Raw genomic sequence first — 16848 nt, forward strand, 5'->3', positions numbered from 1 at the left:
GGCCGGTACCGACATTGGCCCAGATGGCAAGGTCGTCAAGGATGAGAACGGTAAGCCGAAGGTTGATGATTCTAAGGCCACCAAGACTGACCCGACCAAACCTGACACTGATGAGGATGGGGTTAATGAGGGTAAGGATGCTTCCTCGGATCAATGCCCGCTTCTAGCTGGCCCGTCCTCTAATAAGGGATGTCCGGCTTGGGGTGACGGTAGTGGCGCTCCGGGTACGGATGTGACCTTGACTAAGGATCCGGCGAATGGCAAGTTGCCGAAGACGGTTAAGTGTGAGGCTGATAAGGGTGCGACCTGTGCTTTCGATAACGATGGCAACGTTAAGGTCACTGTTCCTGCCGATGCTGCCTCCGGAACTACTATCACGGTTACCGTTAAGGATGGCGACAAGACCCTGGATAGTTCCACGGTGACGGTCACTAAGCCCAGTGCGGATGATAGTGATGGTGACGGTGTTAGCGATGAGCGGGAAAAGGAACTTGGTACTGACCCGAAGAATCCTGATACTGATGGTGACGGCTTGACTGATGGTCAAGAGGCCGGAACTGACGTTGACAAGGATGGTAAGGCCGTCAAGGATGAGAACGGTAAACCGAAGGTTGATGATTCTAAGGCCACCAAGACCGACCCCACCAAGGCTGATACTGATGGTGATGGCATTAATGATGGTGACGAGGTAAATGGCACCAAGAATCCGTTCAAGGGTGATAAGGCTGATCCGAACGGTAAGCCCGGAAATACTGACCCGAACAATGCCGACACTGATGGTGATGGCATTAATGATGGTGACGAGGTGACCGGAGCTAAGAACGGTGGTAAAGCCACTAACCCGAACAAGGCTGACACCGACGGTGACGGCATCAATGATGGTAAAGAAATCAAAGATGGTACCGATCCGCTAGATCCGAACGATCCCGGCAAGAAGGGCAAAGGCACTACCAAGGTAGTCAAGGTGTGGCAGAAGCTGCCCAAGACTGGTTCCGCGGCAGTGCCGGCACTGGCGCTAGGGTTACTAGCCATTGGCGCGGGTGCAGTCATGGTTCGCCGTCGTAAACAGCAGTAACCATTAAGAACAACTAAATAGCAGTTTGGGTCGCCCCTCAAAAAAGGGGCGACCCAAATTTATTGTCTTCTTCGCACCATGTCCTAGTGCCTAGTGCTTAGTGCAAGGGGTGCCGCAAAGAGAACTGGTACTGCCTATCCATAATCGCTTTCAAGGCCGGATAGGCCTGGTTTTGCAGCTCCGCTAGTTCCAGATAGATTTCATGGTTCTTAAGGTTCGGTTCCGAGGTGTCGCCCAAGGCCGCCATCCCTTTCGAAGCCTCTTCCACGGAATCGTAGGCATCAGTTTGCGCCATCGCCATCACCGCGGCGCCCATAGCCGAAATCTCTTCGGTATCGCAACTGGTAAGCGGCAGCCCGATACAGTCCGTCATAATCGCGCGCCATAGGGGAGAACGCTGCCCGCCACCCATTACCCGCACCGACCGCAAAGGCACCCCGGTAGTATTAGCGAGGGCGTGCAGGTTGGTAGCCATAGTTAAGGAGATACCTTCCAGGATAGAGCGGTAGATTTCCGCCCTCCCATAGGCCCCAGCCAACCCGATGATGGCGCCGTGAGCAATCGGATCCCAGAAAGGTGACTGCACTGCATTCCAATAGGGCATGGTTACCAGCCCGCCACAGCCGGTCGCCACCTGGGCGGCCGCTTTATCTAGTTCCGGATCCGGGCGCCCCTCCAGTTCAGGATTACCCAGTTCGCTGCGGAACCAGCCCGCCAAGTGGGCACCAGAGTTTTGTACGATTTCCAGCACATATTGGCCGGGAATACCCGCCACATCGGTACGGAACACGTCGGCTATCTGATAGCGAGGTGAATGCACTCCGGCTACCAGGGCAGTCCCCATATTCAGGTAGGCTTCCTCCATACCGATAGCCCCGGCACCCAATGCGGCTGCTTGCCCGTCCCCGCAGGCGGCCACCAGTTCTATCGACTGTTTGATTCCCCAGTTGTCTAGCACCGATTTCTTGATCGGGGCAATGATCGAGGCTGCGGGAACCAGATCTGCAAGCTGGTCACGTTTGATTCCGATTAGATCGAGCAACTCTGCAGAGTAGTCCAATTTTGCAGAATCTAGGAATCCGAGAGAATCGGCAGTTGCCACCGAATCAACCCATTGCCCGGTCAGAGCATGAGTCAGGTAGCCGTGCACGCCCACGATCTTGTGGGCAGCAGCTAGTTTTTCTGGTTCGTGCTCTTTTAACCAGGCAATCTTGTATATCGAGGGGGTGGTATCAGGTTGGAAACCAGAAAGTTCATGTACTCGCCGACTACCAATCTTTTTAACCTGCTCCGCGGCTCTGCCATCGAGCCATAAAATCCCAGGACGAAGAGGCGTGCCTTCCGAATCCACCAGCGCGAATGATTGGCGCTGAATAGTGGCGCAGAGAAATTTGATGCGGCCGCGATCAGTGTTGCTAAGCTGCGCAACTGCCTGCCCTACCGCCTCATTGGTGCTCTTCCACCAGTCGCGAGGGTCTTGTTCATAAAAGTCCACTCTGGGGGTGGACATTGCGAACTCTACCTTTGCCTGTGAAAGTACCGACCCGGCACTGTCGACAATAATCGCCTTGGTACTGGTGGTAGAGGAATCTACTGCGATTACTAAACTACCCATGCTGATTGAACCTCCTCATTGCGGTTTACTCACAGGTGATTCTACTTTGCTAGTTAACAGAATTGGGTGAATTGGTAGGTGAAAGTAGGAAATGGGGTTAGCGGATCCCCGTGGGTATCTGCAGAAAAACTGGTTAAAATCGCTAGCAGTTAAGGCGCCTTTTATTTTGAATACACAACGTAGACACAGCAATAAAGATTTATTGACTTAATCGTTTCTATTGGCGGAGGTAGGGGGATTCGAACCCCCGAGGGCTTGCACCCAACCCGCTTTCCAAGCGAGCGCCATAGGCCACTAGGCGATACCTCCAGGCACAAGTTTGAGTTTACCTAAATGATCTCGCTAATGTCGATTCTGGAAATGAGGAGTCGAACACAGCCCGGCAATAAGAGCGGCGTTACTTCCGTAGAAACCCCGCACGCATCCTCGGTAGTTACCTTCTCGCCCCGCGCTGACCCTAGCGTTTCCAGTTAGCGCCCTCCTAAGCTAAACTGGGAGAGATCCTTCACGCGGCGATATCATTCGAACCTCCCCAGGGCCGGAAGGCAGCAAGGATAAGGGTGCGCTATCGGGTGCGTGAAGGGTCTTTTTTATCGCAATCCTCTCTAGGCACCCCGCTTATCGCTGGGCTTTAGTACAGTAGATCCGTGAGCATCGCACTTTATCGCCGCTACCGGCCAGACACTTTCCAAGACGTGATTGGGCAAGATCACGTGGTTAAGCCGTTAATGGCGGCGCTGCGCTCTGGGCGGATAAGCCATGCGTACCTCTTTTCTGGGCCGCGCGGGTGTGGGAAAACCACTTCGGCGCGAATCATGGCGCGCTGTCTGAACTGCGCAGAAGGCCCCACCGATACTCCTTGCGGAAAATGCGAATCCTGTAAAGACCTAGCTACCGGGGGTTCTGGTTCCCTTGATGTGGTAGAAATTGATGCTGCCAGTCATAACGGGGTAGATGATGCGCGGGAACTGCGCGAGCGGGCAGGGTTTGCCCCGGTGCGTGACCGCTACAAAATTTTTATACTAGACGAAGCCCATATGGTCACTCAGCAGGGATTTAACGCCCTGCTAAAAATCGTGGAAGAACCCCCCGAACACGTAAAGTTCATTTTCGCGACCACCGAACCCGACAAGGTAATCGGCACGATTCGTTCCCGAACTCATCACTATCCGTTCCGCCTGGTACCGCCAGAAATAATGGAAAAATATATGGCGAAACTTTGCGAGGCAGAAAACATCGAACCTGCCCCCGGGGTGTTACAACTGGTAATGAGGGCGGGCGCAGGCTCGGTCCGTGACTCGCTTTCAGTGCTAGACCAGTTAATGGCGGGCGCTGAGGATGGCAAGCTGGAATATGGGACTGCCGCGGCACTACTGGGATACACCGATAGCTCTATTTTGGAGCGTTCGGTAGATGCCATTATTGACCGGGATGGCTCCGCCCTGTTCGAGGTAATCGCCAAGATGGTTGAGGGCGGGCATGAGCCTCGGCGCTATCTGGAAGATTTGCTGTTGCACCTGCGGGACCTGCTGGTACTTTCGGTTTCTTCTCCGGAGGATGCCCAGACAGCCCTGGCGGGGACTCCGGCAGACCAATTAGCGGCGATGCAATCCCAAGCGCAGCGTTGGGGGACTACCGGGATTTCCCATGCCAGCGACCTCACCAATACCGCTTTAACCGAACTTACGGGAGCAACCGCCCCGCGCCTACAAGTAGAGCTGTTGGCGGCAAGGCTATTATTGCCAGAGCAGAGCCCGGCAGTTGCAGGTGAACCCAGTTCCACCCCGTCGGGATTGAGCGGGGCAGAGGCCGCAATGGCAGCCTTGCATCGTCCGGGACAGAAGCGTCCTCAGAATACTGCAAATGCCATACCGGGATCTACAGCTCCCGCAGCGCCTAGAACTCCGGAAGCTCCTGCTGAACCAGCCCCAGCGGCTCCCCGCGCTAACGCGGCCCCAGCGGCTCCCCGCGGAGGTAACGAGGCGCCAGAACTGGCTGCTCCGCGCCCGCAGATGACGGATAGTAAACCGTCTGCTCCAACTGTAGATAAACAGGAAAACCAGCAAGAACCGGCTCCCCGCAATGAAGTAGCGGAGCAGGAATCCTCTCCCAAGGAGGCTGCGGCTAGCAGTTCCCTGCGCGAGGTGCCGGAAGTAGAAAAAGGGGAGCAATACTGGCAGATACTGCAATCGTGGGGTAAGGTTTCTGCGTGTTTGCGGCACACTGATCAGCGGCTGTGGTCGACTTGCAATCGCCACCTGCAGCTTGGCGGTGCCCAAAACCGGCAAGTTACCTTGTTGGCAGATACTCCGCAGACCGTTGAATACTTGGAAAAACAACTGGCTCCGATAGAAAAGTGCTTACAGGAGGAGCTGTCAGATTCCTGGACGGTGCAGGTGCTTGCGGGAAGCGATGATAGCCGCGCGCCCGCTATGAGCGAGGTGCTATCCCGGATCAAACTAGATGCTTCCTCGGGAGAAGAGAAAACGCTGCCCCAGGAGGCACCCCCGGAAGAAGAGGAATATCCTCCCGAAGGCGCGGATCCGGCAGATGGCAGTGAAGAGATTTCCTATCCAGAACCAGTGGATGGTGCAGCAAACCCTGCTCCCGCCTCTAGCGCCTCCCAGGACGCTGCAAACTCAAATGCGGAAACTGCAGGTGAGGCTCCAAAAGCAGTGGGTAAACCCGGGGATAAACCTGGGCAAGAAAGTGACCCGGCATCTCTAAATGGTGACTGGATCATTGCTAATCCCACAGGGTCAGAATCCGTTTCTAAGGAAAATGATCAGGGCGCAGAGGACGCGGCGCATCCGGTAGCATCGGAGCCTGCGACACCATTTGCGGCAGCGCCCTCACCGTTCGGGGCGCCAGCGGCAGAAATGGCAGCGCCTCGCCCCGAAACCTCTGTTTCGCCGGCACCTGGCAGGGATAATGCGGTGATGGCGGCACCCCGTGACTTTGCCGAGGAACTAGTCGCTCCCAGAGCAGACCAATCTGCGGCACCCTTTGAAGCTACTGCCTCTACGCCCCTAGCAGCGCCGCGTGAGCAGATTTTAGAGCCGGATATCCCAGCTGCTCCCCGGGGGCCGGCCGCCACAGGCGCGGACGCTGAAAGCGCTTCCCCAGCACCGGGCGCACCTCCCAGCTATGAAGACGAAGATATCCCCGACCTCTCCGATCCTGATGTTTCGCTCGATGAAAGCGGCGGACGTTGGGGGGTCGAGGTCGCAAAATCTTTGCTTGGTGGCAAGATAATTGAGACGGTAGATAATTCTGGCGGCAGCGGGAAAGCGGGTATTTAACTTATATGTATGACGGCGCTTTGCAAGATCTAATCGATGCTTTAGGGCGGCTGCCGGGGATTGGACCAAAATCAGCCCAGCGCATCGCGTTCTATGTGCTGTCGCGTCCCAAAGCTGAAGCAGAACTCTTGGCGCAGGCCTTAATCGACGCGAAAGAAAAGATTCGTTTTTGCGCTAAATGCGGCAATATTGCCCAAGAAGAACTCTGCGCCATTTGCCGCAATCCCAAACGGGATCAGGCGGTTATTTGCGTAGTTGAAGAAGCTAAAGATGTGGGGGCGATTGAACGTACCCGCAGCTATCGTGGTCTTTACCATGTGCTGGGAGGGGCAATCGACCCCATTAACGGGATCGGCCCTGAACAGTTACGTTTGCGGGAGCTCCTAACCCGCCTGTCGGGCGATACCGTACAAGAGATCATTATCGCCACTAACCCTAATATTGAGGGCGAGGCTACGGCCACCTACCTGACCCGCACCATCTCCCCGCTGGGGTTAAAAGTTACCCGCCTGGCCTCGGGGCTACCGGTAGGCGGGGATCTGGAATACGCTGATGAAGTTACTCTGGGGCGTGCTCTGGAGGGCAGGCGCTCCGCCGAATAACCGCTAGCGCCAGCGCCCATAAACCGCTGAGCAGTGGCAAAAGTCCCAGGAGTAGCCGGGGCAGTACGGATGATTTTGTGCGTTTGCTTACCTACCAGCAAATTTGAGACGCTAAAGCCGAGAAATCGCTAGCTTCTTAGAATAATTGCAGAAGACAGCTAATCGCTAGGCATACAAGGGGAACAAATGGCACTGATTGTGCAAAAGTATGGCGGATCCTCGGTTGCCGACACCCAGTCGTTGCAGCGGGTTGCGCGCAGAATTGTGCAAACCCGTCAAGCCGGGCATCAAGTGGTGGTCGTGGTCTCCGCTATGGGAGATACTACCGACGACCTGATTGATATGGCGGCCGAACTTAATGCTCATGCTCCCGCTCGGGAAATGGATATTTTACTGTCTGCGGGTGAACGTATCTCCATGTCTTTACTGTCTATGGCCATCTCCGCGCAAGGAGTACCGGCGATGGCTTTTACCGGCGCGCAAGCCGGTATCCGTACCGACGCCAAGTATGGTAAAGCCCAGATTGTAGGGATGGTTCCGGAAAGAATCGCCCGCGTAATCCGGGACAATAATGTGGCGATTGTAGCCGGGTTCCAGGGAGTCAACGATGCCGAAGATGTTACTACTCTGGGGCGTGGCGGCTCGGATACTACCGCCGTGGCGCTAGCGGCCGCCCTGCATGCGGATGTGTGTGAAATCTACACCGATGTTGACGGATTGTTCACCGCTGATCCGCGCCTGGTACCGACCGCCCGGGCGTTGCACTCCCTCGACTATGAGGAAACTTTAGAGCTAGCAGCAAATGGCGCCAAGATTTTGCATTTGCGAGCAGTAGAGTTTGCCCGGCGCTACCGGGTGCCCTTGCATGTAAGGTCTAGTTTTTCCGATAAAGATGGCACTTGGATTGCCCAAGGTCCGGCCCCGAAATCATTGCGGGGGATTGTCCCTGCTAAAGCCCTTGAGGAGGAAAACGTGGAAGCTCCCGTTATCTCTGGTATCGCCCATGATCGTTCCCAGGAAAAGCTGACTGTGGTGGGTTTGCCTGACCGCCCGGGGGTGGCCGCTGATCTGTTCGCGGCGGTGGCAAAAGTCGGTGCCAATATCGACATGATCGTACAAAACATTTCTGAGGCGCGCCCTGGCAGGGCTAATATTTCGATCACTATGCCGGCGGAAGATATTCCGGGAGTGATGGAAGAACTGCAGCACGAAAAGAGTGCTCTGGATTTCATCCGCATTGACCACGACACCAACGTGGGGAAGGTATCCCTAGTTGGGGCTGGTATGCGTAACAATCCGGGTATTTCGGCGTGCTTTTTCCAGGCGCTATCGGACGCCGGGATCAACGTCGATATTATTTCTACTTCGGAAGTGCGTATCTCCGTGCTGATCAGTTTAGATCGGCTCGATGATGCAGTGTTGGCCATCCATAAAGCTTTCGATTTAGATTCCGAAGAAACTGAAGCCGTGGTCTATGGAGGTACCGGACGATGATTAAAGAACTAACCGTGGCCTTAGTCGGAGCAACCGGACAGGTCGGACGGGTGATGCGGACTCTGCTGGAAGATAGAAATTTCCCCGCAGCGGGTATTCGTCTGTTCGCCACCTCGCGTAGCGCGGGCAAGCAGCTTTCTTTCCGCGGTCAGCAAATAACTGTAGAGGACGTGGAGGGCGCAGACCTGGAGGGGATCGATATTGCGATTTTTTCCGCCGGAGGGTCAGCGTCGCGTACCTATGCTCCCCGTTTTGCTGCTGCCGGGGCAGTGGTAGTCGATAATTCCTCCGCGTGGCGCAAAGACCCCGAGGTTCCCCTGGTAGTTTCCGAGGTCAACCCGGAAGATATCAAGGATCGCCCTAAGGGGATTATCGCCAACCCTAATTGCACCACGATGGCGGCAATGCCTACGGTGAAAGTACTTCATGAGCTCTTCGGCTTGGAGAGTTTGGTGGCTTCGTCCTATCAGGCGGTGTCGGGCTCGGGCAGAGCCGGGGTGCAAGAACTTTCTTCCCAGCTGGAAGCGAGCGTAGACCGTTGTGAAGAACTAGCTTTAGACGGAGTCGCTATAGAGTTTCCCGCGCCGAAAACCTATGTGCGCCCGATCGCGTTCAACGCGGTGCCGGTAGCCGGAAACTTCGTTGACGACGGCTCTCACGAAACCGATGAGGAGCAAAAGCTACGTAATGAGTCGCGGCGGATCCTGCATTTGCCAGAGCTCGCGGCCTCCTGTACCTGCGTGAGGATCCCGGTGATGACCGCGCATCTGTTGTCTCTAAATGCGCGTTTTAATAACCCGGTTGATTTAGCACAGGCGCAGGCGGCATTAGAGCAGGCTGAGGGAGTACAACTAGTAGAAGTGCCCAACCCCTTGGATGCTGCTGGCCGAGATGGGACTTTCACGGGACGCTTGCGCATTGATCAGGCAGTTCCGGATGGTAAAGGTCTAGCCTTTATCTGTTGCGCTGATAACCTGCGTAAAGGGGCGGCACTTAACGCCATCCAGATCGCAGAATTGGTTGCTCGCGAACTTTTGGAAGCCTAGTTACAACCTCTCTGCGGGTACCCAGGTTGGCTGCTTGAGCACTAGGACGAGAAGCAAATAGATTACGCTGGCGCTACCGCGCTCGAGGAGGCGGTAGCGCCAGATATCTCTGCTCGGAATAATGGAAAAGCTTAGTTACCGGGGGCTTTAACTTTAGGTTGGTAGGCTTCGGCGCTATTAACCGTCAGTTTGAGTCCGAATCCGGTCTGCAGATTCCAGCAGTCAACCCCGGATCCGGAGGACTCGCAAGCATAGGCTCCTGAGGCGGCCGCAGCACCCCTAGCGAGTACGGTCTGTGAAACTTCGTTATCTTTAACCCCTAAATCTTCGGGCGGCTTTGCGCCATCAGCTCCTAGGGTGAACTTGACGGTTGCTCCCGGGTTTTGCCCAATATTTCCGGTAAAGCTAAAGACGTTACAAATTACTTCATTACCGATGGTGCACTTGATGGGGGCATCAGGGAGTGAAAACTCAGCTACCTGGTAGGCACCGTTTGGTAGTCCTTTTGCTTGCCCAATCTGGTTGGTGGGAGCGGGAGCTATCTGACGTCCCTCGGTTTTCACATCCAGTTGGGCACCGGCGTTACCGTTTTTGTGCTTAGTGTCCTGGCCGGCGGCATGCTTATTGCCGGTACCGTTTGCCCCATTTTCTTGGTCATCGGGAATCCCGTTATTGTTGTGGTCGCGGTTTAGATCGGAATCTCCGAAGATACGCGCGATCACTCCGTCCTTCCCGTACCAACTCTTTGAGCCGTCACCACCGGTGAGACGATCCGCTAAGTTACCTCCGATCGAGAGTACTAAACCGATCAACACGGCAATCACGATCACGAAAATCTTGCTTTTTCGCGAAGCAGTTTTTTCTTCGACCGGTGAAAAGTCCTCTAAATCTTCCTCGTCCGCAAGTTTAAGTTTCTCAGCCTTAGTTTTTTCCGATGCCTCAGTATCAGCGGTAACTGCGGTTTCCGGTTTATCCGCTGGCTTAACGATGGTGGTATCCGCGGCTGTTTCGAGGGGGACGGTAGGGAAATCTGGGGAAGTTTCATCTCGAACCGCGTTTATAGCTGCGGTGGCATTGGTAGGTGTCAGCGGGGAAGCGCTCTGCGGCTCTCCTGCTGGTGCCACCGAGGGAACAGGGGAGGATACCGGGACAGGGGAATGGTTCTTTGCTCGAGCTGCCCGGTCAAGCCGGTTTTGGCGGCGCTGTAAGGCAGCGGCAATCTCCGGATCAGAAAACTCGCTTAACCACTGCAAAAGTTCCGGATAGGTGGAGGGATTCTCGGCAATGAGAGGCCGCAAGGAAGGATGATTTTGAGCGAGATATTGTAATTCTTCCAGCGGCGTCGCGGGATCGCTTGCCCGCTGAACCGGGTCCATGCTCATATCTCCTCCTTTAGCCCTCTTAAGCGATTATAGATTACCGAGAGACCAAAATGATTCGCGCCTGGCCATAACTGCCTGCTCAGCCAATAGACACCGCTAATATCCGGCCTCTCACAGCCCGGGCCGGTGCAACTGGCAGCCCGCTATTTAGCAGAAAACTGCGTCTAACTGGCGCGATGGATAGGACAGGCGGAAACCACCATCCCCTCGCCCCCGCGGGAAGAAAAAGGATTTTCGTCTAGATCTATACGCCGTCCCAAGAAACGTTTTGCGTTCGGTAACGGAGCTAAGGTGTGGCTGGCGCCTAAAGAGCGCAATATATACGCCTGTATGCAGTGGATCAGATATTCCCGCTGAATCGGGTCTTTCGGGAGGGATCTACCCGCAAGGGACGCATTTACCATTGAGATCGCAATAGGTAAGTTCTGGGGAGGAAGCGTGCCTTCATTAATGGCTTTCCGTAAGATTTGACGTAAAATATTTTCTACAATCTGCGCATGAAGGCGCAGTTCGGAGCTGGTTTCATTCGATACTTGACGGCGAAGATCCAGTCCGGGCGCTAGGTGGTAAGAAGAGCCGAGAGCGAGTTGTTCCCGGACGTAAATCCGCAGCATTTTTATGGGGGAGGAGACCCCGGACAGAGCGCGGTTTAAACGCACTGAATATTGTCCCGTTTCGTAGGCGATAAATGCCAGGAGGAGTGCTTCTTTATCTTGGAAATGGTTATAGACCGCGGTGCGTCCCACTCCCGCTTCTTGGGCGATCTTCGCCATGGTTAGCGATTCAAAAGTGCTGGTCTGGAGGAGGCGCGAGAGCGCATCAAAGAGCTGCTGGCGGGTCTTCTTGCGATGCTCTTCCAGGGTTTCCCCGATAATCCTTGGCATGTAGGCATTCTTTCATTTAATGACATTTTTAGTCTAATTGTCTTGAAAGATTGCTTAAGTTTAAGGAAATAGCTGGCGAGTTGCGGTAATGGGTGCTGATTGGAGCAAGCAAGGTTGACCTTAGTTTATTTGCCGATAAGTCCCTAAAATGCTGCTTGTATATTTTCTTTAAATCTGCTGTTATCGGTTAGGTTAGTGAAAGTTGTTCTAATTAGCGCCCTCTTGACAGGGTGGGTTGAATAAAATAGGTTAGGCGTGCCTTAGCTAAGGAATTATAGGTTTTAGCTAACTGATTCGCGGACTGAAGAGAAAATGCTCGGCGCTTTGCTAATTGCGTTACGGGAAGGTTTGGAAGCTGTTTTAATAGTTTCCATTCTTTATGCCTATATAAAGAAAGTTGAGCGTGAGGATCTTCTGCCAAAACTATGGCTAGGGATAGTGGTGGGGGCGGTAGTTCCCATGAGCGTAGGTGCTTACCTGGTTTGGGGTACCTATACCCTTACCACCCAAGCCCAAGAAGCGCTCGGAGGCTTTCTTTCCCTATTCGCGGTCGCCCTCATCACCTGGATGATTTTTTGGATGGCCGAGCATTCCGCCGGAATGGCGGCTCGAATGCAATCCCAAGTCAAGGAAGCTCTCTCGAAAGGTAGCGGAGCCGGCTGGTCATTGTTTGTAATCGCCTTGATTACCGTGGGTCGAGAAGGACTGGAAACCGCGATTTTCATCTGGCCGATGTTCAAGAATGCCAGCGACAATGAAAATGGCACCAGCCTGGTTGTCGGAGTGTTGGTGGGAATAGCAATCGCCATCGCGCTGGGATACCTGATTTATCGGGGAGTAGCGCGTATCAACTTGCGGATATTTTTTGAGGTAACCGGGTATTTACTGATTTTTGTGGCCGCCGGGGTATGCTCCTACGGCTTCCACGATTTACAAGAAGCCGGGGTTATCCCCATGACCGCGCCCCTATTCGATATCACCACTTATATTCCCGCCCTGGTTTATAACGGCGGTCTCTATGACGTGCTGGTAGCCATTTTCCAGTTCTCACCTAGCCCCACCGCCTTGCAGTTCTTTAGCTGGCTGATCTACCTGGTGGTAGTGGGCACGCTGTTCTACTTTTACAACCGCAATAAGAAGTTGTTTTTAGCGGTCAAAAGGCCGCAGCAACAAGCTGCTGGTGCCTCAGAAGAAGCCGTAGCTAACGCGGGAAGCAAGGGGGCGGCTAACCTGTCCGATGAGGCTGCGGCAACAGTGGAAACAAGTAACAAGACCAAAACGTCAGTTGCAGTTGACTGAACGTTTTCCCGAGGGCGCGCTCGCGTCCTCGACGCAAAAATGCACACCTAAGGAGACAAATAATGCATATGCGTAAGATTGCCGTTGCTTTCGTGGGCGCGGCGCTGGCAGTCACTATGACTGGTTGTGTAAAGAATGACAGCAGCGCCGCCGGGGATGGCGCGGCGGGCAGCGCTAAACCAATCGAGGTGAAAATCGCTGACGACAAGTGCGAACTATCTGCAAACACCGCTCCTTCCGGCACCATTAAGTTCTCCCTAAGTAACGAGGGGCCGGCTCGCAACGAGTTTGAAGTGCTTGCCAAAGACAAGCTGCAAATTATGGGAGAGATGGAAAATCTGGCTGCCGGGGATAAACGCGACTTCACCGTGCAGCTAGAGGAAGGTACCTACTACACCGCCTGCAAGAAAAACATGGTCGGATCACTCGTGGGGCTAAAAGAGTTCAAAGTAACCAAGGGTGAAGGCGTGAAGATCAGCGCCGATGACAAGAAACTGCACGATGAGGCGGTTACCAAGTACACCGCTTACGTCAAGGATCAGGCTGGCCAGTTGGTATCAGCCACCCAAGAATTTGTGGATGCCTACAAAGCGGGCGATAACGAAAAGGCAAAGAAGCTGTATCCACTGGCACGTATGCATTACGAACGCATTGAGCCCACCGCCGAGTCTTTCGGCGATTTGGATCCGAAGCTGGATGAGCGCGAAGCTGACTACCAGCAAGCTGATGATGCTGACGGGCGGGAATGGACCGGTTGGCACCGCTTAGAAAAAGACCTGTGGACCGATCAGAAGCTATCTGCCGCAGATCGCACCAAGTTCGCCGATCTGCTGATGAAAGACACCCAGGATCTCCATAAAGCGGTTTACGCTGCTGACTTCAAACTGAAGCTCGACGATATTTCCAATGGCGCTATTGGTCTACTAGAAGAGGTAGCCACCACCAAGATTACGGGGGAAGAAGAGATCTTCTCGCACACCGACCTCTATGATTTCCAGGCCAACTTGGAGGGCGCTCGGGTAGCTTACGGTAACGTCCAGGCTTTAGCAGAAAAGAAAGATCCGGAACTGGCGAAGAAGATTGATGCCAAGATGAAAGATCTCGAAGACACTATTGCTTCCTACAACCGCGCCAGTGGCGATAATCAGTGGGATTTCCCGCCCTACACCGATATCGCGACTGTAGCCATCGGTTTGGAGAAAACTCCCGAGAAGTACACCAAGAAGCAAAAAGAGCTTTCCGATAAGGTAAATGCGCTGCGCGCTCCGCTAGCGAAGCTGACGGAATCTATCCTGAAATAAGGTGAATATTCATTGAGTAAAGATTCTGTTAACCATCACTCCGAGGAGGTAACCGACGAGGCCGCCTCCTCGGGGGAAACCCCGAAAGATACTGCTAAGGTTCCGGGGATTTCCCGCCGTAATGTCCTGATCGGCGGGGGTATCGCTGCCCTCGCAGGTATTGGCATCGGGGGAATGGGAGGCTTCGCTTATGGTAAATCCAAAGGCGAGGCCGCCGGGCAAGCGGCTTCCGACGTGATGAAGATTTCCTATCCTTTCAGAGGTAAGCATCAGCCGGGAATTCTCACCCCCCAGCAACAGCAGATGATGATGGCTGCCTATGACTTGACCACTGAAAGTCGAGATCTGGTTATTCAGTTGCTGAAAGACTGGTCATTGGCCGCTGAGCGGATGATGGCTGGTAATCCGGTCAATGATCCGAAAGTGTCCAAACTGGCACCCCCGGATGATACTGGTGAAGCCTATGATCTCGGACCTGGCGCCCTCACGATCACTATTGGTTTTGGGGAAAGTTTCTTCCTGAAAGATGGAAAAGATCGCCTCGGGATTGCCGATAGAATGCCGGAACCCCTAAAGGGTGGGATTCCCCGGATGGCGGCAGAGAAACTGGACCCGGATCAGTGCTACGGGGATATCGTGGTGCAAGCCTGTTCGGAAGACCCCATGATTTCCATGCACGCGATTCACAACCTCAGCCGCCTGGCCTTCGGTACTGCCACCGTTCGCTGGACGCAACTGGGATATGGGCGTACTTCCTCTACCTCTACCGGCCAGAAAACTCCCCGCAACCTGTTTGGTTTCAAGGATGGAACTTCTAATATTAAAAAGGAAGACTCCGACGCGGAACTAAATAAGCATCTGTGGATTCAGCCCGGTGATTCGGGTGGGAAATATTTTGCAGGTGGCAGCTATCTGTGTACCCGTAAGATCAAGCAGATGATGGAAGTTTGGGACGAACTGGTCTTGCAAGAGCAAGAAGACACCATTGGACGCGACAAACTAGAGGGAGCGCCCCAGTCCGGAGGAACCGAATTTACCGATCCCGACTTCGAGAAGAAGGGGGAAGACGGGGAACCCCTGATTCCTTTGGATTCGCACTTAGCGATGGTGCATCCCGATCATAACGGGGGAGCCCGGATGCTCAGGCGCGGATACAACTATATGGAGGGCACCGACAGCTTGGGGCGGCTAGAAGGTGGGCTGATGTTTATCGCCTATGTTCGTAACCCCCAAACCAACTTCATTCCCATACTGAAGAAGATGTCTGGGGATGCTATGACCGAATACCTGCAGCATATAGCCACCAGTATGTGGGTGATGCCGCCCGGTGTAGGGCAGGGAGAAGAATACGTGGGGCAAAAACTCTTTGAAGCCTAAACTGTTACCTCCAGAAAAATAGGCTTTGGGGAAACCTAAAGCCGAGGAACGGGTCTTGCTGATTGCTTTCAGCAAGACCCGTAACTTTTTCTGCACTAGAGAGGTATTTCTCTAAGTTTGCGCTCAGTCAAAAGCTCTAATGAAATATGAATTTTCGACCGTAACTGATAGCTTTCAGGTGAGGAGGCACCGTGACAAACTTACTGCTAGCCCTGATATATCTGGCCTTTATTAGTTTGGGATTACCTGATTCTTTGCTGGGGTCTGCCTGGCCCGAGATCTATCCAGGTTTCGGGGTTCCGGTTTCCTATGCGGGGATTATCTCCATGATTATCTCTTTGGGGACTGTTACTTCTAGCCTGCTCTCAGATCGGATAATCTCCCGGCTAGGTACCGGGAAAGTGATCGTCATTTCGGGGTTGTTAACTGCTCTGGCTATCCTAGGCTTCGCCCTCGCCCCTAACTTTTGGGTATTGTGTCTCTGCTCGATTCCCTATGGGCTGGGAGCAGGAAGCGTGGATGTGGCTCTCAACAACTACGTAGCGCTGCATTTTAAGAGTACCCACATGAACTGGTTGCACTGCTGCTGGGGGATCGGCGCCACCATTGGTCCTTACGTGATGGGGATTGCGCTTTCTGGGGGCGGCAGCTGGCAGAGTGGGTACTGGTATATTGCCTTAACGCAGCTGGGAATTACTGCGCTATTATTTTTTAGTTTGCCGCTTTGGAAACGTCATGAACAGGAAGATTCTAGTGTCAGCGCGGAAGAAAGCCCGGGGTCGGATTCTGACTCGGAGCCTGCGCGTCCGCTAAAACTTTCGCAGACAGTGCGGATTACGGGAGTAAAAGAGGTAATGACCTGTTTCTTCTGCTACGCCCTGATGGAACAAACCGCCGGAGTGTGGGGAGGGACCTATCTGAAACTATTCAAAGGTATGGACGGCGCTGCTGCAGCCGCTTTTGCGGGAATGCTGTTCTTGGGAATAACTCTAGGACGAGCAGCCAGCGGATTCTTGGCTATCCGCTATTCTGACCAGCAGCTAATCCGTATGGGGATAATCTTAACTGCAGTAGGAATACTGATTCTGGTAATACCAGGGTCTGCAATAATCGCGGTTTGTGGAATCATGATAATTGGACTGGGCTGTGCACCGATGTATCCGGCGATGATCCATGCCGCCCCCCAGATCTTTGGGAGAGATCGCTCGCGAGCGGTAATTGGAGTACAGATGGCCAGCTACTTTGTGGGAGTTTTTGTGCTGCCGCCACTATTTGGCCTAATAGCCCAGTATTTGTCTGTCGGTTTTTTACCTGTCTACCTGGCTCTGTCTCTGGGAGTATTCGCCTTGATGCAGCGCCGCTTGGCTCCCTTGTATGTCTAACAGTGGTGCTTGCACCAGCTTGAGGGCCAGGAAAATGTAGCCTTTTCAGGCAATATGTGGAGGCTTAAAACTGATAGTTTTAAGCCAGG

The 16848-nt window shown here is 53.9% G+C and carries 12 protein-coding genes, 1 tRNA gene and 1 other RNA gene; 10 read left to right on the plus strand and 4 right to left on the minus strand.

Features of this window, described 5'->3' with window-relative positions; genetic code table 11:
- A partial coding sequence (locus F605_RS11030) for an LPXTG cell wall anchor domain-containing protein (protein ID WP_156005280.1) occupies window positions 1-1075 on the plus strand: 1075 nt, incomplete at its 5' end.
- 97 nt (window positions 1076-1172) lie between these two features.
- On the opposite strand, the gene F605_RS0105185 is transcribed toward F605_RS11030, so the two are convergent.
- Complete coding sequence (locus tag F605_RS0105185; protein ID WP_022864836.1) at window positions 1173-2690, minus strand: xylulokinase; 1518 nt, start codon at window positions 2688-2690, stop codon at window positions 1173-1175.
- Between the two features lie 221 nt (window positions 2691-2911).
- Window positions 2912-2999 (minus strand) — tRNA-Ser (locus F605_RS0105190).
- 187 nt (window positions 3000-3186) lie between these two features.
- Here F605_RS0105190 and ffs point away from each other — a divergent pair.
- The 5 genes from ffs (at window position 3187) to F605_RS0105210 (ending at window position 9134) form a co-directional block, all read left to right on the plus strand.
- An RNA gene (gene ffs, locus F605_RS11305) (signal recognition particle sRNA small type) lies at window positions 3187-3282 on the plus strand.
- Between the two features lie 55 nt (window positions 3283-3337).
- On the plus strand, window positions 3338-5992 hold the full coding sequence (locus F605_RS0105195; RefSeq protein ID WP_022864837.1) for a DNA polymerase III subunit gamma and tau: 2655 nt from the start codon (window positions 3338-3340) through the stop codon (window positions 5990-5992).
- 5 nt (window positions 5993-5997) lie between these two features.
- Entirely contained in the window at window positions 5998-6594 is a 597-nt protein-coding gene (recR, locus tag F605_RS0105200) for a recombination mediator RecR (RefSeq protein WP_022864838.1), read from the plus strand.
- Between the two features lie 186 nt (window positions 6595-6780).
- Window positions 6781-8088 carry an aspartate kinase gene (locus F605_RS0105205; protein ID WP_022864839.1) on the plus strand — a complete coding sequence of 436 codons (1308 nt, stop codon included), beginning with the start codon at window positions 6781-6783 and terminating at the stop codon, window positions 8086-8088.
- Complete coding sequence (locus tag F605_RS0105210) at window positions 8085-9134, plus strand: aspartate-semialdehyde dehydrogenase (protein WP_022864840.1); 1050 nt, start codon at window positions 8085-8087, stop codon at window positions 9132-9134. The genes F605_RS0105205 and F605_RS0105210 overlap by 4 nt, the downstream gene beginning before the upstream one ends.
- 131 nt (window positions 9135-9265) lie before the next feature.
- Here F605_RS0105210 and F605_RS0105215 read toward each other — a convergent pair whose 3' ends face one another.
- Window positions 9266-10516 (minus strand): variant leucine-rich repeat-containing protein, encoded by a 1251-nt coding sequence (locus tag F605_RS0105215; protein WP_146001731.1) that lies wholly within the window; start codon window positions 10514-10516, stop codon window positions 9266-9268.
- A 164-nt stretch (window positions 10517-10680) separates the two neighbouring features.
- Window positions 10681-11400 carry a TetR/AcrR family transcriptional regulator gene (locus F605_RS10020; RefSeq protein WP_022864842.1) on the minus strand — a complete coding sequence of 240 codons (720 nt, stop codon included), beginning with the start codon at window positions 11398-11400 and terminating at the stop codon, window positions 10681-10683.
- Between the two features lie 312 nt (window positions 11401-11712).
- On the opposite strand from F605_RS10020, the gene efeU reads away from it, so the two are divergent.
- The 4 genes from efeU (at window position 11713) to F605_RS0105240 (ending at window position 16759) form a co-directional block, all read left to right on the plus strand.
- Window positions 11713-12699, plus strand: coding sequence for an iron uptake transporter permease EfeU (gene efeU / locus F605_RS0105225; protein WP_022864843.1), 987 nt, complete (start codon window positions 11713-11715; stop codon window positions 12697-12699).
- 62 nt (window positions 12700-12761) lie between these two features.
- Complete coding sequence (gene efeO, locus F605_RS0105230; RefSeq protein WP_022864844.1) at window positions 12762-14000, plus strand: iron uptake system protein EfeO; 1239 nt, start codon at window positions 12762-12764, stop codon at window positions 13998-14000.
- Between the two features lie 12 nt (window positions 14001-14012).
- Window positions 14013-15377 carry an iron uptake transporter deferrochelatase/peroxidase subunit gene (gene efeB, locus F605_RS0105235; RefSeq protein WP_022864845.1) on the plus strand — a complete coding sequence of 455 codons (1365 nt, stop codon included), beginning with the start codon at window positions 14013-14015 and terminating at the stop codon, window positions 15375-15377.
- A gap of 191 nt (window positions 15378-15568) precedes the next feature.
- Window positions 15569-16759, plus strand: coding sequence for an MFS transporter (locus tag F605_RS0105240; RefSeq protein WP_022864846.1), 1191 nt, complete (start codon window positions 15569-15571; stop codon window positions 16757-16759).
- The last annotated feature ends 89 nt before the right edge of the window (window positions 16760-16848 follow it).

Origin of the sequence: Varibaculum cambriense DSM 15806 (genome assembly GCF_000420065.1) — a bacterium.
Taxonomy (GTDB): Bacteria; Actinomycetota; Actinomycetes; order Actinomycetales; family Actinomycetaceae; genus Varibaculum; species Varibaculum cambriense.